General features: G+C 59.4%; 19 protein-coding genes and 1 pseudogene. 14 read left to right on the top strand and 6 right to left on the bottom strand.

Annotation, left to right across the window (positions count from 1 at the left end):
- Positions 1–58 precede the first annotated feature (58 nt).
- From ACSQ36_RS07750 to ACSQ36_RS07740, 3 genes are all read left to right on the top strand, one after another.
- Complete coding sequence (locus tag ACSQ36_RS07750) at positions 59–427, top strand: winged helix-turn-helix transcriptional regulator (RefSeq protein ID WP_436181459.1); 369 nt, start codon at positions 59–61, stop codon at positions 425–427.
- Positions 428–585: 158 nt separating this feature from the next.
- Positions 586–921, top strand: a complete 336-nt coding sequence (locus ACSQ36_RS07745; protein ID WP_436181458.1) for a hypothetical protein — start codon at positions 586–588, stop codon at positions 919–921.
- Between the two features lie 393 nt (positions 922–1314).
- Complete coding sequence (locus tag ACSQ36_RS07740; RefSeq protein WP_436181457.1) at positions 1315–1674, top strand: DUF2917 domain-containing protein; 360 nt, start codon at positions 1315–1317, stop codon at positions 1672–1674.
- 276 nt (positions 1675–1950) lie between these two features.
- Here the strand turns inward: ACSQ36_RS07740 and ACSQ36_RS07735 are convergent, their stop codons facing one another.
- Positions 1951–2331 (bottom strand): MerR family transcriptional regulator, encoded by a 381-nt coding sequence (locus ACSQ36_RS07735; RefSeq protein WP_436181456.1) that lies wholly within the window; start codon positions 2329–2331, stop codon positions 1951–1953.
- An 84-nt stretch (positions 2332–2415) separates the two neighbouring features.
- Here ACSQ36_RS07735 and ACSQ36_RS07730 point away from each other — a divergent pair, with 84 nt between their 5' ends.
- Together ACSQ36_RS07730 and ACSQ36_RS07725 are read left to right on the top strand one after the other, a co-directional pair.
- Positions 2416–3213: an alpha/beta fold hydrolase gene (locus ACSQ36_RS07730; RefSeq protein ID WP_436181455.1), complete on the top strand. Its 798-nt coding sequence runs from the start codon at positions 2416–2418 to the stop codon at positions 3211–3213.
- Positions 3214–4323, top strand: coding sequence for an MFS transporter (locus ACSQ36_RS07725; protein WP_436181454.1), 1110 nt, complete (start codon positions 3214–3216; stop codon positions 4321–4323). It abuts the gene before it with no gap.
- A 34-nt stretch (positions 4324–4357) separates the two neighbouring features.
- Here the strand turns inward: ACSQ36_RS07725 and ACSQ36_RS07720 are convergent.
- Together ACSQ36_RS07720 and ACSQ36_RS07715 are read right to left on the bottom strand one after the other, a co-directional pair.
- Positions 4358–5198, bottom strand: a pseudogene (locus ACSQ36_RS07720) (PhzF family phenazine biosynthesis protein).
- A gap of 452 nt (positions 5199–5650) precedes the next feature.
- Positions 5651–6898 (bottom strand): ISL3 family transposase, encoded by a 1248-nt coding sequence (locus ACSQ36_RS07715; protein ID WP_436181453.1) that lies wholly within the window; start codon positions 6896–6898, stop codon positions 5651–5653.
- Between ACSQ36_RS07715 and ACSQ36_RS07710 the strand changes: the two genes are divergently transcribed.
- Entirely contained in the window at positions 6897–7319 is a 423-nt protein-coding gene (locus ACSQ36_RS07710) for a hypothetical protein (protein WP_436181452.1), read from the top strand. The two genes, ACSQ36_RS07715 and ACSQ36_RS07710, sit on opposite strands and share 2 nt — an antisense overlap.
- A gap of 238 nt (positions 7320–7557) precedes the next feature.
- Positions 7558–8253, top strand: coding sequence for a hypothetical protein (locus tag ACSQ36_RS07705; RefSeq protein ID WP_436181451.1), 696 nt, complete (start codon positions 7558–7560; stop codon positions 8251–8253).
- A 394-nt stretch (positions 8254–8647) separates the two neighbouring features.
- Here ACSQ36_RS07705 and ACSQ36_RS07700 read toward each other — a convergent pair whose 3' ends face one another.
- Together ACSQ36_RS07700 and ACSQ36_RS07695 are read right to left on the bottom strand one after the other, a co-directional pair.
- Positions 8648–9817, bottom strand: a complete 1170-nt coding sequence (locus ACSQ36_RS07700) for an IS91 family transposase (protein ID WP_436181450.1) — start codon at positions 9815–9817, stop codon at positions 8648–8650.
- A gap of 20 nt (positions 9818–9837) precedes the next feature.
- The gene (locus ACSQ36_RS07695) at positions 9838–10713 is read right to left on the bottom strand and encodes a tyrosine-type recombinase/integrase (protein WP_436181449.1); all 876 of its coding nucleotides are present in this window, start codon (positions 10711–10713) and stop codon (positions 9838–9840) included.
- A gap of 371 nt (positions 10714–11084) precedes the next feature.
- Between ACSQ36_RS07695 and ACSQ36_RS07690 the strand changes: the two genes are divergently transcribed.
- From ACSQ36_RS07690 to ACSQ36_RS07665, 6 genes are all read left to right on the top strand, one after another.
- Positions 11085–11309 (top strand): response regulator transcription factor, encoded by a 225-nt coding sequence (locus ACSQ36_RS07690; RefSeq protein WP_436181448.1) that lies wholly within the window; start codon positions 11085–11087, stop codon positions 11307–11309.
- Positions 11310–11421: 112 nt separating this feature from the next.
- Positions 11422–11814: an IS66-like element accessory protein TnpA gene (tnpA, locus tag ACSQ36_RS07685; protein ID WP_436183120.1), complete on the top strand. Its 393-nt coding sequence runs from the start codon at positions 11422–11424 to the stop codon at positions 11812–11814.
- On the top strand, positions 11814–12164 hold the full coding sequence (tnpB, locus tag ACSQ36_RS07680; RefSeq protein WP_122174673.1) for an IS66 family insertion sequence element accessory protein TnpB: 351 nt from the start codon (positions 11814–11816) through the stop codon (positions 12162–12164). The genes tnpA and tnpB overlap by 1 nt, the downstream gene beginning before the upstream one ends.
- Positions 12165–12214: 50 nt before the next feature.
- Positions 12215–13822 (top strand): IS66 family transposase, encoded by a 1608-nt coding sequence (tnpC, locus tag ACSQ36_RS07675; protein ID WP_436181447.1) that lies wholly within the window; start codon positions 12215–12217, stop codon positions 13820–13822.
- Entirely contained in the window at positions 13765–14097 is a 333-nt protein-coding gene (locus tag ACSQ36_RS07670) for a hypothetical protein (RefSeq protein WP_436181446.1), read from the top strand. The genes tnpC and ACSQ36_RS07670 overlap by 58 nt, the downstream gene beginning before the upstream one ends.
- Positions 14098–14172: 75 nt before the next feature.
- On the top strand, positions 14173–14667 hold the full coding sequence (locus ACSQ36_RS07665) for a response regulator transcription factor (protein ID WP_436181445.1): 495 nt from the start codon (positions 14173–14175) through the stop codon (positions 14665–14667).
- Here the strand turns inward: ACSQ36_RS07665 and ACSQ36_RS07660 are convergent.
- Positions 14609–15910 (bottom strand): hybrid sensor histidine kinase/response regulator, encoded by a 1302-nt coding sequence (locus ACSQ36_RS07660; protein WP_436181444.1) that lies wholly within the window; start codon positions 15908–15910, stop codon positions 14609–14611. The two genes, ACSQ36_RS07665 and ACSQ36_RS07660, sit on opposite strands and share 59 nt — an antisense overlap.
- A 1127-nt stretch (positions 15911–17037) precedes the next feature.
- Here ACSQ36_RS07660 and ACSQ36_RS07655 point away from each other — a divergent pair.
- The gene (locus tag ACSQ36_RS07655) at positions 17038–17307 is read left to right on the top strand and encodes a hypothetical protein (RefSeq protein WP_436181443.1); all 270 of its coding nucleotides are present in this window, start codon (positions 17038–17040) and stop codon (positions 17305–17307) included.
- Positions 17308–17378 lie beyond the last annotated feature (71 nt).

The raw sequence follows: 17378 nt of genomic DNA, 5'->3' as shown, positions 1-17378 counted from the left end.
GCAATGTAGTTGACCGCCCATCACTCCACAAGAACGCATATTTTCAGGACCAGGTCATATGGAAGTACCCGCCCCGCCCGACGCTCCCCCTGACTGTCATCAGGTCAGCGAGGTTCTTAACCGCGTGGGGGACAAATGGACGATGCAGGTGGTGGTGGCGCTTTGCGAGCGACCGCGACGGTTCAACGAATTGAAGCGCCAGGTTGGCGGCATCTCACAACAGATGCTCACGCGGACCCTGAAAATGCTTGAGCGCGACGGCATGGTTGAGCGCACGGTCTACCCCACAATCCCGCCGCAGGTCGAGTACACGCTAACGGCGTTAGGTCAATCGCTGTCAGAGCCCGTACGCCAGTTGGCACGATGGGCACGTGCGAATCTCGCAACCATTCATGACAGCCGCGCGAGATACGACTCAAACGGCTAATAGGCATCTGTTCTTCGGGCTGAAGCCCCTCGCCTGGCGGCGCCCTTCCTCATCGGGCTCGATACGGACGAGGGCTTTGCAGACGACACCAAATCCTATGCGATACAGCCTGCAGATCGGGGCTCAGGCGAACTTGCATAACGAGCCACGACCGAACCATGCTTCCTGCTTACGAAATCCTCTCCCTCATCTTTTCGCCCGAAGGGCATCTCGCCGAAATCAGACGGCTGGATCTACCCAGCGATGCACCCTGGTATCGAGTCCACCACTGGCAATGGATCGCTCAACGCTCGGTCACCACGCTGCAATCCCTCGACGCGATAACGTCGCAACCAAAGCAACACCGGAATTTCGAAGAGGCCAGCCTTTCGCTGGATCGAGAAAAACGCGCACAGCTGCGATGGCGTACGGGTGAGGAGATTGGTCTCGTCTCCGCGGCCCCTGACACGCTGCCAGCTCGAAAGCATTCGCTGATTCTTGATCATCTCAGTTGAATGGGCCGGGCGCGTCGGCCCCCGACCCACACCTCGCGCGATGGTAGCCGCATCGTAGTTGGCGCACTGCGCCGCAACCCCCGCCAGCGTTCAGCTACGTCAGGATGGGCATTGCATGCATGCGTCCACTACCGCTGTTTTGCGCGGCGACCGGATCAAGAATCATGTTGACAGGTCACGCTCATCGTGGCGATACTCAAGTCTATGAAAACCTCCGCCTTTATCGCGATTCCGATTAGCCGAAATGTATGCCCAATGTGGGCAGCATTCAGGGGCGATTGCGCGCGAAAGATGTGAGACCGATCTAAGCTTTCGCAAGGCCCCGCCGACTCAGGACGGGGCCTTTTGCTTTTTGGGTGTCTTCGTCCGCCGGCTTACATCACGGAGAAGAAGATGAAACCCATAAGCTCGTGCCGCGCTTTTGCTGGTACCTCCCATCACGACACCCGTGAGGACGTCACCCCGAAGATGGTGGTGCACTTCCGCGTGATGCCTGGCCAGACCGTTTCCTGGCGCATCGCTGTGGACTCAGATCTGCGAGCGCACAAGGCACGCCTATGGCTCACCCGGTCGATCTCTTCGTACGACCACTGGCTTGTGCCAGGCGACGTCATTCGCCTAGCGCGCGGCGAACGCGTGTGGTTGAGCACCGACGCCCAAATCGCTGCCAAGGTGTCGCTCACGAGCCGGTACGTACCAGGTGGCAACACGTTGATTCAACTGTTCAGCCGTGTGTTCGTGCCCAGGTCCTGACGTGGTCGCGCTTTCCGGGCGTGCGTAATCGACGGATCGATGACCGATGGATCTGTCGTCGCTGTCGGAAACCGCCTTGTCTGCGTGATCCAGGCCTAGGCAACGCCCGTATCGTGATGGGTATCTGAGGCAACGATGCGATCGCTCCGTTCGACTACGGCGAACTCGACGCGCTGGCCTGTTAAAGGGCGGGTGCGGATCTGCGCCTCACGTTTGATTGCTATCGTCACCCGGAATCTCCGTAGTCCGCTGATGGAGATACCGGGACCCTCGGGATTACCGCGCCTTTCCACGATTTCCGCTTGTCGTCGGTTCCAGACTATGTAGATAGCCTGCCACCAACTGCCGGCTTTCGCCAAGGTCTCGCAGTTTGTCATCCAGCTTGTCGACTTCCTGCTGCAAGGCGGCACGCACGGCCCCACACGGTTCGAACCGCGGCGGCTCATCCAGCATGCAGGGCAACAGGATCCGGATCGTCTCGATTTTGAGGCCCGACTCACTGAGCAGGCGGATACGCCTGGCTGTCTGCACTTCCCCCTCGCCGTAGTCGCGATAACCCGACGTCGTCCGCGCGGGCCTGAGCAAGCCCTCCTGTTCGTAATAGCGCAGCATCCGCTCGCTCACACCCGTGCGCCGTGCCAATTCTCCGATACGCATCGTCTCGCCCCTTTTTGCTTGACCTTGACATCGCTGTCAGAGTTTAGCCTTGAATTGTTTTGTCTGAAACGAGGTATTGAAACCATGGCAAAGGTCAATGTGGCGGGCGTGCAAGTCGCGTATCAGGTCGATGGACACGGGCCGGGACTGGTACTGGTGCATGGCACCGGTGGGGATGCTCAAACCAACTGGGGTCATCTGGTCGAACGGTTCGCCGTTGCTCGGACGGTCGTGCGGCCGGACTACTCCGGCTCCGGCGAAACGGTCGATCACGGCGAAGCGCTCTCCGTTGACAAGCTCGCGGAACAGGTCGTCGCCGCAGCGGATGCGGCCGGCGTCATGCCGTTCGATCTTGTCGGCTTCTCGCTTGGCGCGGCCGTGGCGGTCTATATCGCGGCGGAATACCCCGACCGTGTGCGCTCGGTCGTTCTGCTCGCAGGCTTCGCTTCAGCCCACGATGCCCGGCTGAAACTGCAATTTGCGCTCTGGCGACATCTGATCAAAACGGATCGCGCTGCGCTTGCGCGACTGATTCTGCTCACGGGCTTTAGTCCCGGTTTCCTGTCCAGTTTGAGCCAGCAACAGATCGACGACTCCCTCGACGCCATCGTCACCGGCAATCAATGGGAAGGCATGGGCCGTCAGGTAGAACTGGACCTCACACTCGACGTGCGTGATCAGGTCCGACGCATTGACAAGCCAACGCTCGTGATCGGTTGCACGCACGACCACATGGTGCCCCCAGCACACGCGCGCGAACTGGCCAGCATGATCGCCGGTGCTCGCTACGCGGAACTAGCGAGCGGGCATCTGGCACCGCTTGAACGTCCTGACGAATTCGTGGAGTGGGTGAATAGTTTCCTGCTTGCCGGAGACCGGTGAATGCGTGCGCTGCTGGTCCTGATGCTGGGCGCCTTCGTAGCCCAGACGACCGAATATCTGCCCATTGGATTGCTACCGCAAATCGCCCACGGCCTGGACGTCTCGGAGGCTCGTGTCGGTGCTCTGGTGACAGGCTATGCCTGGGTAGCGGCGATCACTGCCATACCGCTTACGCTCGCTACCCAGCGGCTCGCCCGCCGCAGGCTCCTCATGAGCCTGCTCGGTGTGATGACCGCGACAAACACACTGGCTGCGTTCTCGAGTTCCTATCTCGTACTTGCCACACTGCGCGTGGCGACCGCGCTCACGCATGGCGTGTTCTGGTCGATGATCGCTGCCTACGCGGTTCAACTCGAGCCGGACGTGCCGGCTACTCGTGCCACCGCGATTGCACTCGGAGGCATCCCGCTCGCGCTGGTGGTCGGGGTGCCGATCGCCACAGCCATCGGCCACTGGATCGGCTGGCGGAACGCATTTGCCGCCTATGCCGTGCTGGGAGGCATCGCAATTCTGCTCAGCGCTCGTTATCTGCCTGCGGCCGTAGACAGCAATATCGGCATAGAGCATGGCGTGCCTCACGGCAACGCATCCCTCTATTGGGCCGCCCTGGCTACGACGCTGACCGTGACGACCCATTTTATCGGCTACACATACATCGTTCCGGTGCTCTCCGATGTGGTTCATCTGCCAGTGGCGCGACATGCCGCAATGCTGATGACCTTCGGTCTTGCGGGCGCGGCAGGAACCATCGTGGCCGGTTGGCTCGACCAGCCACCGAAGCGCCTGTCCATCATCGCCGCCGGTGGTGTGACGGCCAGTCAGGGCGCCATCCTGCTTACGGGTTCGGATCAGATCGCCGTATGGCTGGAAATGGCGCTTTGGGGTTGGTCGATCTCGACGCTCATAGTGGGTTTGCAAAGCTGGGCCATCGCGATTGCGCCGCATCGCGCGAACACGGCGTCATCCCTGTACGTCGCGGCCTTCAATATGGGAATCGGAACCGGTGCGCTGATCGGCGGAGCAGCGCTTGATGCGGACGGCGTCGCATCCGTGCTGAAGGTCGGCGTCGTGACGGGCAGCATTGCATTGCTGAGTTTCACCATGCCGTAGGGGTTGCCAGGATGACCCATGCCGTCCTTTCCGCTTATGCGGACATTGGCCTGACGGTTCCCGAAACCCGGATGGAAGCCCCACGCGTCGTGGGAATGTCGGCACGCAGGCGCGATCGGGAACCCATTTCTTCGCCCTAGATGATCTTGACGGCGCCCCCGTGAGGCCAATCCAGATCGCGAAGATAACCCGCAAGCGCGGCTGTCGCTGCGCCCGTTGCCGGATCGTCGTACACGCCACCTGAGGCGAACGGATTGCGCGTGTGAAAAAGACGTGGCGTCTGCGCATACGCCAGCAGTATCGTGACCAGACCGGTGTCATTCGTCAACTGCCGGCCAGCAGCGAGGTCATAGTGCATCTTGCGCAGTCTTTGCTGGCTATTCAAAGCCAGCACAAGGTGTGTTGCGCCGCCGTCTGCGATGGCGGGCGGAATGCGTGGTTCGAGATCCGCGGGAACGTAACCCAGCAAGTTCAGCGACGCGGCCAGCAGCGAGGCATCCACGGCCTCGCTGTGTGTCTTTGGCGACTGCAGCGCGGCGGCAACCAGCATCCCCTGCTGCCCTTCCACCGTGATGGTCTCCCCCGTCACGTGCAGCGTCAGCGAAAACACACCGTCGCCCGTTGTGACGCCAGTGCCGCGCCCAGCGCGACCGTCGCATGGCCGCAAAAGGGTACCTCAGACTCGGGGGGACATAGCGCACCTACCATCCGTTGCTGGTGGACGCCGCGAAGACGGTCTCGGAAAATCCCACTTCGGCGGCAATCCGCTGCATCGTCGCCGCGTCGGGTAGTGCGTCGCCGATCCAGATTCCCTCAGGATTGCCGCCCTGCAGTCCGTCGGAGAACGCTGCAAGACGGATGATATCTGTCGCCACAGGTCGGTCCCAAAGAAATCAACCCAATTCCACGCCCCACACCGCCGCCCGGATTACGATCGCTGTGTGAAAGCGACACAAACCCGCACCTGCTTGCATGGCAAGTCTACATCCGGCAGGCTTTGGAGAACATCTTTCGCCACAGTGGGACAGATCCTTTTCACGGTCGCAGTAAGGCAGGAGAGTGCAGCTGCGTTAGCACCTTACACCTATACCAGTATCATATGGGCCACGTTGTTCGGCTTCATCGTATGGGGCGAGACGCTGAGTTCATTATCCATCGTCGGAATAGTGTCGATCGTTGGGAGTTCCATCGCTGTGTCGATCCGCGAGCAACCTCCCGAGGGGCCAGCGGTTTAGCGCCGACGCGGGGCGCCTAGTTCCCAGCCTCATCGGTGCCGACCGAGTTCGGGCCGGTCGCCAGGCGGCCGTTGTCGAGAAAGTTAGGTTCGTCAGTAAAAAGTGTGGGTGGATGGAGGCTCGGGAAGCTTGCCAAGTGCATGATAGAGCGCGATTTCTGTGGCTCGGAAGGTTCGGAAGCCGTACGCTTTTCTCATAGTGACTTTGGCCTTATTGTTCAGCCCCTCGATAACGCCGCTGGAGAACTGCTTTCTGGCACGGAAGTAGTTGAGGATCAGATCCCGGTGCGAGCGCACGGTCCGGGCAAACTTCTTCATCGGCTCGATGCGTGAGCGCATCACCTGCTTGCACCACTGGTCGAGGAACTTGCCCGCCCAGACAGGAGAGATGTAGTCCCAGAGTTGCTGGAATTCTTCTTTGAGCAGATAGGCACGTACGCTACGTAAGTTGTACTGGAGTAGGTCACGCAGGCGAACGCGTTGTTTGCCAGTAAGGTTCTCGCGTCGCGCAAGCAGGCACCAGCGGGATTTTTTGAGAACAGGCTCATAGCCATCACGCGACATGCGCCTGGCCTCATCGGCTCGCACCTCATCGATCGCTTTGTTCATCTTGGCAACGATGTGGAAACGGTCGAGGATATTCAGGGCGTTCGGGCAATGACGCGCTATCATTTCGAGATAGGGCTTCCACATGTCGGAACACACGAATTCGACCTTCTCGCACAGCGGCTTGCCGATCATCGCAAAGAACTTCGCGAAGCTCTCCTTAGTACGTTCCTGTCCGACCCAGAGCAGTCGCGTGCGGCCGGCCTCGATCTGGTAGACGAGCGTGAGGTACTGGTGCCCTCGGCCATACTGGATCTCGTCAACGCCGAAAGCGCGAATCGTCCCGAGCTCACGATGATTCAGCCCCCAGTCGACTACCCATTCCACGGCATTGAAGACCTTCTCCCAGCTGGTGCGGAAACTCAGCGCGGTTTCTTTCCACGACAGCTTACGAGCCCACTGGGCCAGAAAAAGCATGTATGCCTTGGTCAACGTATGCTTGCCGATAGCCCACGGTACCGTCTCAACCTTTACGCCACACCGACGGCAATCGACACGACGCATCGAATACAGCAGAATGACGGCAAAACCCCAGATTGGGATGAACTCGAAGCGACGTTCTCCGAGCGTATCGTAGCCGCTTGCGCGCTCGTTGCAGCACGAACAAACTGGTTTGGATCCCTTACGTGGGCGCACGTCAATCTCAATGGTCTGCGTCCTGTCGCACAGCCGCGCCCCTTCATAAACGAAACCGGGGAAATGATGACAGGAATTGAGCAAGCGGGTCAAAAGCATGGCTAGCAAGCGAAAAATCGTCGGTAATACCGCCATTGTCACACCCGAATCAAGCGCTCTTGAACGACTCGTTCCCGACCTGCAAAACTGGCCCAAGTCTTGGAGCTTTGAGCAACAGGACATTCCGTTCGGACAGGATCTCGTCAAGATATTCACACCGTATCTCCTGCATCTTCTGGACAGCGGTTACAGCCGAAAAACCCTGCACCAGCATCGGGACTTCATCTGGATGCTCGGTGGTCGTCTCGTTGAAGAGCGGCAGCTTTACCGCGAACTCAGGAGGCTGGACGCCCGCTCAATACTGTTACGGTATATCGACGAGCAAGACGGTGGCCCACTCCTGGATGACCGCTCTGAGCGCGAGCAAGGCCTCTTCGATGCCACCTGCCGAAAGCTATGTTGTTTCCTCAACGCCGCCTGAATCCATCGATTTCACCCACAGATTCCCCCGACGATCCGAAAGTTAAAGGCCCCTATGGGTCGTGCGCGGAGGTTCGCAACTTGAGTCGGATGCATCGAGCGTCGACCGGTGCAAACTTCCGGGTTCGGCCAACAGGAGACAATCGACTCCACCTCCTGAATCATTGAAATCGGATGCGATAAACATCGAGTGCGATGCAAATCGCGACCCGATTTAAGTGAACGAAAATTGAAACACCATGAAAAAGACCGCGCGTCGACCACTAGTTTTGCTCTGGATAGCACTCGCTTTCTACGGGAGCAACGCGATGGCGTCCGTGTTCTGTTCGCAGAGGGCTGGCGCGTCTGAAGGCTTGTCAAGCTTGAAACGGGTCACGGCCGGGACATTGACGACCGGCATCCCCGTATCGCTGCTGATGGTACCCAAGACAGAATGTGATGCTCGGCAGGATTGTCGCGTGCGAGGAGCGCCCGTACTTGCTGGCGCGGGACAAGGTGTCGAACTTGCACACGATCAGTCATGGATCTGCGTGGGCATTCCTGGCAAGCGGCCACTCGATGTATGGTATGGGTGGGTACCGCGTGGGCGGTGGAAAGCGATAGCAACTAGCCAGACGTTTGCGGATCAATGGCTTGGTGTTTGGCAAAACGACCACGCAAAAATCGAGATTCGCACATCTGATGCACAAGCTCTCGCTGTCAGGGGCAATGCCATCTTTGATGGAGGTTCTGGCGGACCGGATTTTGGCGATTTCGACTTCATTGGAACTCCCAAAAACGGAATGTTGACAAATGAGGTCCCGGAGTTCAGCAACGGTTGTGCGGTGGCTTTACACATCGCCGGAAAATTCCTTGTTGCTGCCGACAATGGGCAGTGCGGAGGAATGAATGTGAACTTTGACGGCGTCTATCGACTCCGGCGTCGTCTTCAGTGAGACGTTAAAACTGACACTAGTCAACTGCACGACCTGCTTCGTTTAGGGTTGTTCGATGCCTGCCATCGTCCGCAGGAATGTGAGTGCGCCACCGCGCGTGCCGGCAGGCGTCGAACGAGCCTCGATGGAGGAAACCGCGGCGTGCCCCGATGCGCTCGGAATCTTTGAGGCTATGGCGATTGATAGGCCGGGATGCCTGGCAATGTTGATGGATGCGTGGTCAGGCGGGATGCTGGATGGGCGCTTACGCAGTGATGAAGCGGTGCAGTGACGCAGTTGTGATGGCGAAGCGGACTTGCGAGGGACTGCGCGAAGCGACAGGCGCAAACGTCCGCTCGTGGGCCGCGTTGCCGCAGTGCCGACGGTCGGGTTATACGTGCAGGGAGCGTTGCGCTCATGTCTCACCTCGGCGCATGGGTGGTGCGCGAATGGGCGCAGTGCGTTCCAGTATCTCAATGACGATCATTGGCGCACCGCAGTGCCGGCAGACGAAGACTGGAGCGACAGCAACCTCGGTTTGGTCGGGCCGGATGGGGACCTGGGGCATGACGTCCAGCAACTCACGCACCTTGGCGAGGTTGGCGCGGCGCACCGGGTTGGCAAGCAGCCCGTAATGACGGATGCGATGGAAGCCGCCGGGCAGCACATGCAGCAGGACGCGGCGCATGAACTCCCCGGCCTCCAGCGTCATGGTCTTGTAACGGGTGCGTCCCTTCGCACGGTAGTCCTTCCAGCGGAAGGTCACGCCGCGCTCATCGAATGCGACCAGGCGTTGATTGGAGATCGCTACGCGGTGCGTATAGCGTGAGAGGTACTCGAGCACGGCTGCCGGTCCTGCAAACGGGCGCTTGGCGTACACGACCCACTCGCAGGCACGTAGCGGCGCAAGCCACCGAGCAAAGGCGGCTGGATCCGCGAGCCCCACATACTCGCCGAAGAACTGCAGCTGGGCGCGTCGGTGTGCGTCTGCGAGTGCTTCGAGGAAGCGCCTTCGGAACAGGCGCGAGAGCACGCGCACCGGCAGGAAGAAGCCGGGCCGGCAGGCGATCCACCTCTGACCATCGGGCGACAGGCCGCCACCGGGAACGATACCGTGCACGTGCGGATGATGCGTGAGCGCTGAGCCCCAGGTGTGCAGTACCAGCGTGGCGCCGATCTGTGCGCCCAGGTGCCTCGGATCCGCGGCGATAGTGCGCAGTGTTTCGGCGGCGATGTCGAACAACAGTCCGTAGACGACCGCCTTGTTGTACCAAGCGATGGCGCTGATCGGCGCGGGCAGCGTGAACACTACGTGGTAGTACTCCACGGGCAGCAGATCGGCCTGGCGCGCCTCGAGCCAGCGGCGTGCAGCACTGGCCTGGCACTTCATGCAGTGCCGATTACGGCAGGAGTTGTACTCGATCTCGATATGGTCGCACCCCGAACAGCGCAGCACATGCCCGCCCAGCGCCGCGGTGCGACACTGTTCGATGGCCGACATGACCTTCAGCTGCCCCAGGCTCAGGTGTGCGGTTGCTCGCCACGCTGGCCCGTGGCTGCGGAAGACGTCTGCAACCTCCAGCATGAGGCGTTACGCGCGCGAGCTTACTCGGAGGGCAGGCGGTCCAGCGGGCTGGTGACCTCGTGCAGCAGGTCGGTGGCCACCTGGACGTAGAGCGCGGTGTTCTCAAGCTTTACGTGCCCGAGCAGCACCTGGATCACGCGGATGTCCACCTTCTGCTCGAGCAGGTGTGTCGCAAAACTGTGCCTCAAGGTATGCATGGATACGCGCTTGTCGATGTGTGCGGCCTCGGCGGCGGCATGGATGGCGCGGTTCAACTGTCGCGTGCTGAGCTGGTCGACGGGATCGAGCCCGGGAAAGAGCCACCCGCCATCGAGCATCTTGCCCTGGGCCCGCGCGACGTGCCACCAGACGCGCAGGCGCTCGAGCAGCACCGGCGAGAGCATGGCGTAGCGGTCGCGGCGGCCCTTGCCCTGCTCAATGCGCATCGTCATACGCTGGCTGTCGATGTCGCCGACCTTCAGGGCCACCACTTCGCTCGCGCGCAGCCCGGCGCCGTACGCGACCGACAGCGCGGTCTGGTGCTTCAGGTTGCCGGCCGCCTCGATGAGGCGGCGCACTTCATCGGGACTGAGTACGACGGGCAATATGCGTGGAACGCGCACCGGATGCATCCTGACCATCAGCTCGGGTCGGTCGAGCGTGACCTCGAAGAAGAACTTCAGGCCGGTAATGGCATGATTCAATGAGACGGGCGATGTGCCGTGATCGACGAGATGCAGTTGGTAGCGCCGCAGGTCCTCGACGGTGGCCGTGTCAGGTGAGCGCCCGAGAAACCGGGCGAATTCGCGCACGATGCGCAGATAGATGTCCTGCGTCTTCGGCGAAAGCTGGCGCATGCGCATGTCGTCGATCATGCGTTGGCGCAGTGGACTGGCGTTTGCCTGTAAGGAGGTCATGATTGGGCTCCTGCTGGAGAACGAGGCGGATTGCCTCATTCGCCAACATACGGAACCGCGCGGCGGACCTCCCAAGAACCGCACGCGCTGGCCGGAGCCCCTACCGCGCGAGCGGTTTCGTTCTTCGGCCAATTTAAGCCGGTCAAATGAAATTTGCGAGGGTCGGCTTCCGGACCGGCATGAGACGTTCGCCGACAGCGATGCGGGCTTCCGCGCGCTGCCCTTCGTGTACAAGTCGCAGATCCAGTGTCTGTGGCACAAATGCGCGCGTGTACTATTAGATTTGAGCACCGCTGATGATCGCTACGGATGTAGTAATCATCAGCTGTGTAATTGCAGCTCGCCTCGAAGGTGTTTCTGGGAGACGATGAATGCGTGTATTGATCGTCGATGATCATGATCTGTTCAGAGCCGGATTGGCGTTGCTATTGAGAAACCTCTTTCCTGGCATCGAGTTGCTGCACGCGAGTACGTTGTCGCAGGGCTTGAAGCATGCGCTTGGCGAACTTCTGAACATCGTTTTTCTCGATCTCGACCTTCCTGACGGTTACGGTTGCAACGCACTTGCCGAATTGAGGGAGTCGCGACCGTCGTAAGCGTGACCGCAGTACCGTGTAGACCGCTGAGTTGGAGGTCGGGAAGATCCTTGTTTTGTGGACACCATTAGATCGTGTCCACGATAACCCGATCACGGACACGATCTCTCCAATGACTATCCATACTCATCTTGATTCTGACGCTCGTCGGCGGCCGCCGCGAAAGACCTATTCAGCCGCATTTAAACGTCGTGTGGTCGAACAAACGCTACAGCCAGGGACCTCCGTTTCGCTCGTCGCTCGTGAGCACGGCATAAATGCCAATGTGATTTTCGGATGGCGCAAACAATATCGCAATCGGATGCATCGCGTCGACGTGGGCGCTCCGCCTGCCGCGGCCCTGTTGCCTGTCAGTCTCATCGATCCCACGGCAGTGGCGTCTGATGACGCGGTGCCAGTGACAACGCCGTCCTGCCAGGTCGAGGTCGAAATCGGCAAGCGCCGCGTGCGGATTTGCGGACTGACGGCTGCTGTGGCGATGCAGTTTCTGCGTGACTACCTTTGATGATGGGACTGCCGGCGGGCACACGCATCTGGATTGCCGCGGGCGTAACGGATATGCGCTGCGGTTTCGACGGGCTGGCTGCTAAAGCACAGTCGGCGTTGGATGAAAATCCATTCTCGGGTCATGTATTCGTGTTTCGCGGCAAACGCGGGAACGTTGTCAAAATCCTCTGGGCCACGGGCGATGGACTATGCCTACTCGCGAAGCGTCTTGAAAGTAGCGGGCGCTTTGTCTGGCCGCAGGCTGAGAGCGGCAAGGTTCATCTGACGCAAGCCCAACTGTCGATGCTGCTCGAAGGCATTGACTGGAAGCAGCCCCGGCGGACATCACCATTGATGTCGGCGTTGTAAACGAGCCGGAACCTGCGTAAACTGCGCGCATGCTAAATGCCAGCTCTGAGATGACTGACTTGCCTGACGACATCGCCATCTTGAAGGCGATGGTGTCGGCACGCGATCTGGCGCTGGTCGAGCGTGACGGCGTGGTCCAGCAACAGCTCGAGTCTATCGCACAGATGCAGCGTACGCTGCAGGCCCGCGCGTTGGAGATCGAGCGGTTGAAGCTGCAGATCGCCAAACTGAAGCGGATGCAGTTTGGCAGCAGTTCAGAGAAACTAGACCGAGAGATCGAACGCCTGGAAACGCGGCTTGAAGAGCTGGAGGCGACCGATGGTGAGGCCGAAGTTACTGCAGAACTGGAGCAGAAGAAGGTGAAGCCGCGCAAACCTTCGACACGTCGAGCGTTGCCCGCTCATCTGCCCCGCGAAGATCATATTTACGAACCTGTCGAAGTCGTCTGTCCGGAGTGCGCAGGCGAGCTTAAGCCGCTGGGCGAGGACGTTGCCGAGCAACTGACGATCATCAAGGCAGCCTTCAAGGTCATTCGTCACATCCGGCGCAAGAAGGCCTGTGTGCGATGCGACTGCATCGTTCAGGCACCGGCACCGAGCCGGCCGATCGAGCGCGGCATTGCCAGCGCGGCGCTGCTGGCCCACGTGATCGTTTCAAAATTCTGCGATCATCTGCCGCTGTACCGGCAGTGCGAGATCTGGGCTCGGGAAGGCATCGACTATGACCGTTCGGTGATGGCCCGGCAGATTGGCCTGTGTTGTGCTCTTATGCGACCGTTAAATGATGCGCTGTACCGGTATGTGGTGGCGCCGGGCAAGGTGCATGCGGACGACACGACGATCCCGGTACTGTCGCCGGGCAACAAAAAGACCAAAACGGGGCGTCTGTGGGTCTATGTGCGCGATGATCGCCGTTCAGGTTCGAAGGCATCCCCCGCGGTCTGGTTTGCATACACGCCAGATCGACAGGGGCAACATCCTCAAGCCCATCTGGCCGACTTTACCGGTGTGTTGCAAGCGGATGCGTTCGCGGGCTACGACGCCCTTTACAAGGGCGGGGAGGTCCATGAAGCAGCTTGTATGGCTCACGCTAGAAGAAAAATTCACGATTTGCATGTGAAGTGCAAGACCGTGAGGACCACTGAAGCGTTGCGCCGCATTGGCGAACTGTACGCGATTGAAGCGAAAATTCGCGGACATGCGGGCGAAGAACGCAAGCGGGTCCGTCAGGAAAAGGCTCGCCCGCTGCTGAACAGCCTCGAGACGTGGCTACGCGCCTGGCGGGCAACACTCTCCGCCCAGACCGAAACGGCCAAGGCGATCAACTACTTCATGAATCATTGGCCGGCCCTGACGTATTACTGCGACGATGGCATCGCCGAGATTGACAACAATATCGCCGAGAATGCTCTACGGGGATGCTGCCTTGGACGGAAAAATTTCCTCTTCGTTGGCGCAGATAGCGGCGGTGAACGAGCGGCTGCCATGTATTCGTTGATTGGCACCTGCAAACTCAACGGTATCGATCCGGAAGCATATCTGGGCTACGTACTGGCCCATATCGCCGACCACCCCATCAATAGAATCGAGGAGCTGCTGCCATGGCACGTCGCCGACAAACTTCAGACGACGAACTCGCCCGCGCCCTCAGTGAGCTGAGTGAGTTAGCGAGCAAGGTTCCGACGACACTCGCGTCGCTGGCCGCCTTCGTCGCGGACGGCGGCTCCTTCTCCGTCGACTCGGTACCCTCATTCGGCACCGTGGCCGCGGCTCACATGAAAGAGAGCACGATCGCCATGCTTCGCCAGCACCCCGGCGAATCCATGCTAGAGCTGCTAGATCGATTGGAGTTCGCGATCATCGAGGCCATCGCTACCGGCTATGTCGTCGATGAAGTTAATGCCCCGCCAACAAAAAAATCTCGTCGAAAATAGTTTCGTCAAGAACGGTACTTCGGTCACGCTTACCGACCGTCGTTACCGGTGATTGTGATATCGGCCGACGAGAGCGTGGAAACTATCAGTCGCTGCATTGAACTTCGCGCCATGGGATATGTGCCAAAGTCGTCGCCTCCTGAAGCGCTTCATGCAGCAATAAGCGCAGTGCTTGCCGGAGGCGTGTTCCTGCCTGCGGCCAGCATCGTGAGGCTCAGGCGTGACATGGGCACGGATGAGGCTCCGGCAAATGGACCTGGGAAAGCGCACTCGAGCGGTAACCCTGAAATGAGCAACGCATCCGAACTGGGACTCACGCCGAGAGAATTCGAAACGTTGGCATGGCTAGTACGCGGACTTTCCTCCAAGGCCATTGCGCTGAGAATGGGGCTCGAGGACATTACGGTTCGGAAGTACGTCAGTCATCTGCTGGCGCATTTCAATCTGCGGCGCCGTACGGAACTCATCGTCATGTTGGCTGATAGAGGGATCAAGCTCGGCGTGCCGCCAGTCACGGATCCCGCACATGACCGAAGCCTGTCGGCTGTTGGGCAGCAACGAACCGACTGACTTCAGCGAGCGTGCTTTCCGGCGCAGAAGACTTCCGAAGCAGAACGAACGGGTCGGCGAAATCGCGAAGTGCGCGGGGAGAGATCAGTTCGCCCGTGATGAACGCGACGGGAAGCACTCCGGCCCAGGCGAAATGCTTTCTGATCCGTTCGGCAACCTCAATGCCGGTCGGTCCGTCACGCAGGCGAATATCGGTGACAATGACATCGGGTATGCGGCCGTCATCGGCCAAAATGGCGTCGAATCCCGCCATCGACTCGGCGGTGTCCACCAGCGCGCCAGCACTGACGAACAACCGGCGCAGGCCCTCGAGAACGGTCGGTTCGTCGTCACACAGCAGGACGTATTTACCCCTGAGGACGGACGTGGATGCGTCGCTCTTTGGATCGTCCGTCCCGATGACAGGTGTCATTTCAGAAATCGGAGCGTAGAGGGAAAAGCGCGACCCGTGGCCTTCGACCGACCAGAAACTCATGCTGTGCTGCGGCAGAATACCAATGACCCGGTGCACGATAGACAGCCCGAGCCCCAGGCCTTTCGAGCGATCGCGACCCGGGTTGTCGATCTGATAGTACTCGGTGAATATCGCCTCCCGATGCGCGGCTGAGATACCAATGCCCGTGTCCCGCACATCGATGCGAAGCTGTTCCCCGATCTCCACCCAGCCGATGACGACACCCCCTGCGGAAGTGTTCTTGATTGCATTCGATACGAAATTGGATAATGCCCGCTTGAACAAGGAGCGGTCACTTTCAATGGGTGGCGGGGAGCGCCGACGCCCACTGATTCTGAATTTGATGCCCCGCGACTTTGCCGGTTCAAGGTATTGCTCGAAAACCTCCGTCAGCACGGCTTGCGTGTCGACTGGCGACAGGTGCGGGACGTATGAGCCTAGTTCACTATAGTCCTGAATGTCCTTGAACATGTCGAGGATGTCGCGTGCCGTTTCCTCAATGACGTCGAGATCATGGCTTGCGGCGTGTTCACCTTCGAGTTTTATCCGCGCGCTACGGATGAAGAGGTTAATCGCAGCGAGGGGCTGCTGGATGTCGTGGTAGGCCGACGAAAAGAACCGCCCCTTTTCCTTAATGAGTTCATTCATACGTTCATTTTTCTGGTTGACTATGCGGAATGCCGCTTCAACACGTGCCTTGGCTGCGCGCACCGTCCGCCGGGACATAAACTCGCGCCGGGCAGCGCGTTCCAATGGAATGCTGACGACGGCGCCAATCGCATACGTCATATCAAGCATCGTCCCACGGGAAACCCAGTTAGCCCACTGCGTTGCAACAGCACCCCTCGGCCACAGGTAAAGTGTGAGGTGGAACGTTACAACGCATAGCGCAACTAACCATATTGCCGTGATTGCACGAAGTCGGTACGACGTGAATATCATGAAAAGCACTAATGTCAGAATGGGGAAAACTGCCCGCCACGCCGATTCTATCGGGACAATCTCCATCAGCCGCAATAGGGTGAACCAGCAACTCAGCGTCCATACACTAAGTAACCCGACTGCCCAGCGTTCGTCAAAGGCGCGTCGTCCCCATAACAACCCTACCGCCACTGACATACCCACGGCAGTTGCAAGTCTCAGGTAGACAAGGTGATGGTGGTAGACGTTGCCGGGATCGAGTTCGTCCGCACGCCACAAATCACGGACAGCAAAAAATATCCACAAGAGCGTGAAGATGGTCGACGCAATCCTGCGTTGACCGGCGTAGCGACGTGCATAGTCTCTACGGAACGCACGCTCCAAAGCCGCCGACCTGAACTTGCGTACCACGAAGTCTGACGGTCTCATAAGGCTGCTTGATCAGGAAAGCCGCCTTGGGCGGATAGTGAGTGGTATTGAGAGGCTTTATCGGCGCACCACGAGTTAGACAGGTTCTCACCGAACGTGGCTAACGTAGTAAGGCGGCAAATTCCAGCCAAAGCGGCGCGTGGCCCGGGCGCGCACAAACCCCCGTCCATAGCCACAGTGCGATAAAAACCAGAATAACAGGTCGCTATCGCTACCATCAGCCACAAATGTATCAGCAACGTGATGTGCCCTTGCCCGCAGCAGGACGGTTAGGCAAAGAGCTCGGTCATGGAAGGTGACCACATGATCCGTTGCTCGGATTGGTCAACGGGAGTGCATACATCTTTCACCTGCGTTACGTATTCGTCGCCTACGCATGTGCGTTGCGACAGCGTGTCGTCCGACCAAGAATGACTATGACGGCAACGCAGCAAGGCATTCGTCATGTGCACCCGGATCTGGTTGGCCGTCGCAACGAGCGAACCTGCCTTGGCGTGTGCGACGACCGCTGTCAGTCGGCGAACGATGCGCAGAGCCAATCACTTAAACTCCGAAGGAGAACGCTCATGAAACTTCATCAATCGATCGCCGTCTGTCTTGGCCTGATGGTTGGAGTGGCAGCAGACGGATGCTTCGCCCAATCAGCGGCCAACCAGACCGAGTCGGTAGCGGTTGGCACCGCCTCGCAGGATCCGGCAGTCGCAGTCCCGGCTGTCACACCAGCGCCCTCCGGTTCCCTCGGGAAAACACGCGAGCAAGCGACTGGTGAGCTGGAAGATTTTCAGAAAAGTGGCCAAGCAGCGCAGATGGGTGGGCTTTACCGAGGCAGTAAGTAACGGGCGTCGCGGCCCAGGAGTGTGTTTCGACCATCGAATCCTCGTCGGCGTGTTCCGGCCCGTCAGTTCTG

Source organism: Caballeronia sp. LjRoot34 (genome assembly GCF_964253815.1).
GTDB lineage: Bacteria > Pseudomonadota > Gammaproteobacteria > Burkholderiales > Burkholderiaceae > Caballeronia.
Note: the sequence above shows the minus strand (reverse complement) of the source record. Positions and strands in the feature narration are given on the sequence as shown.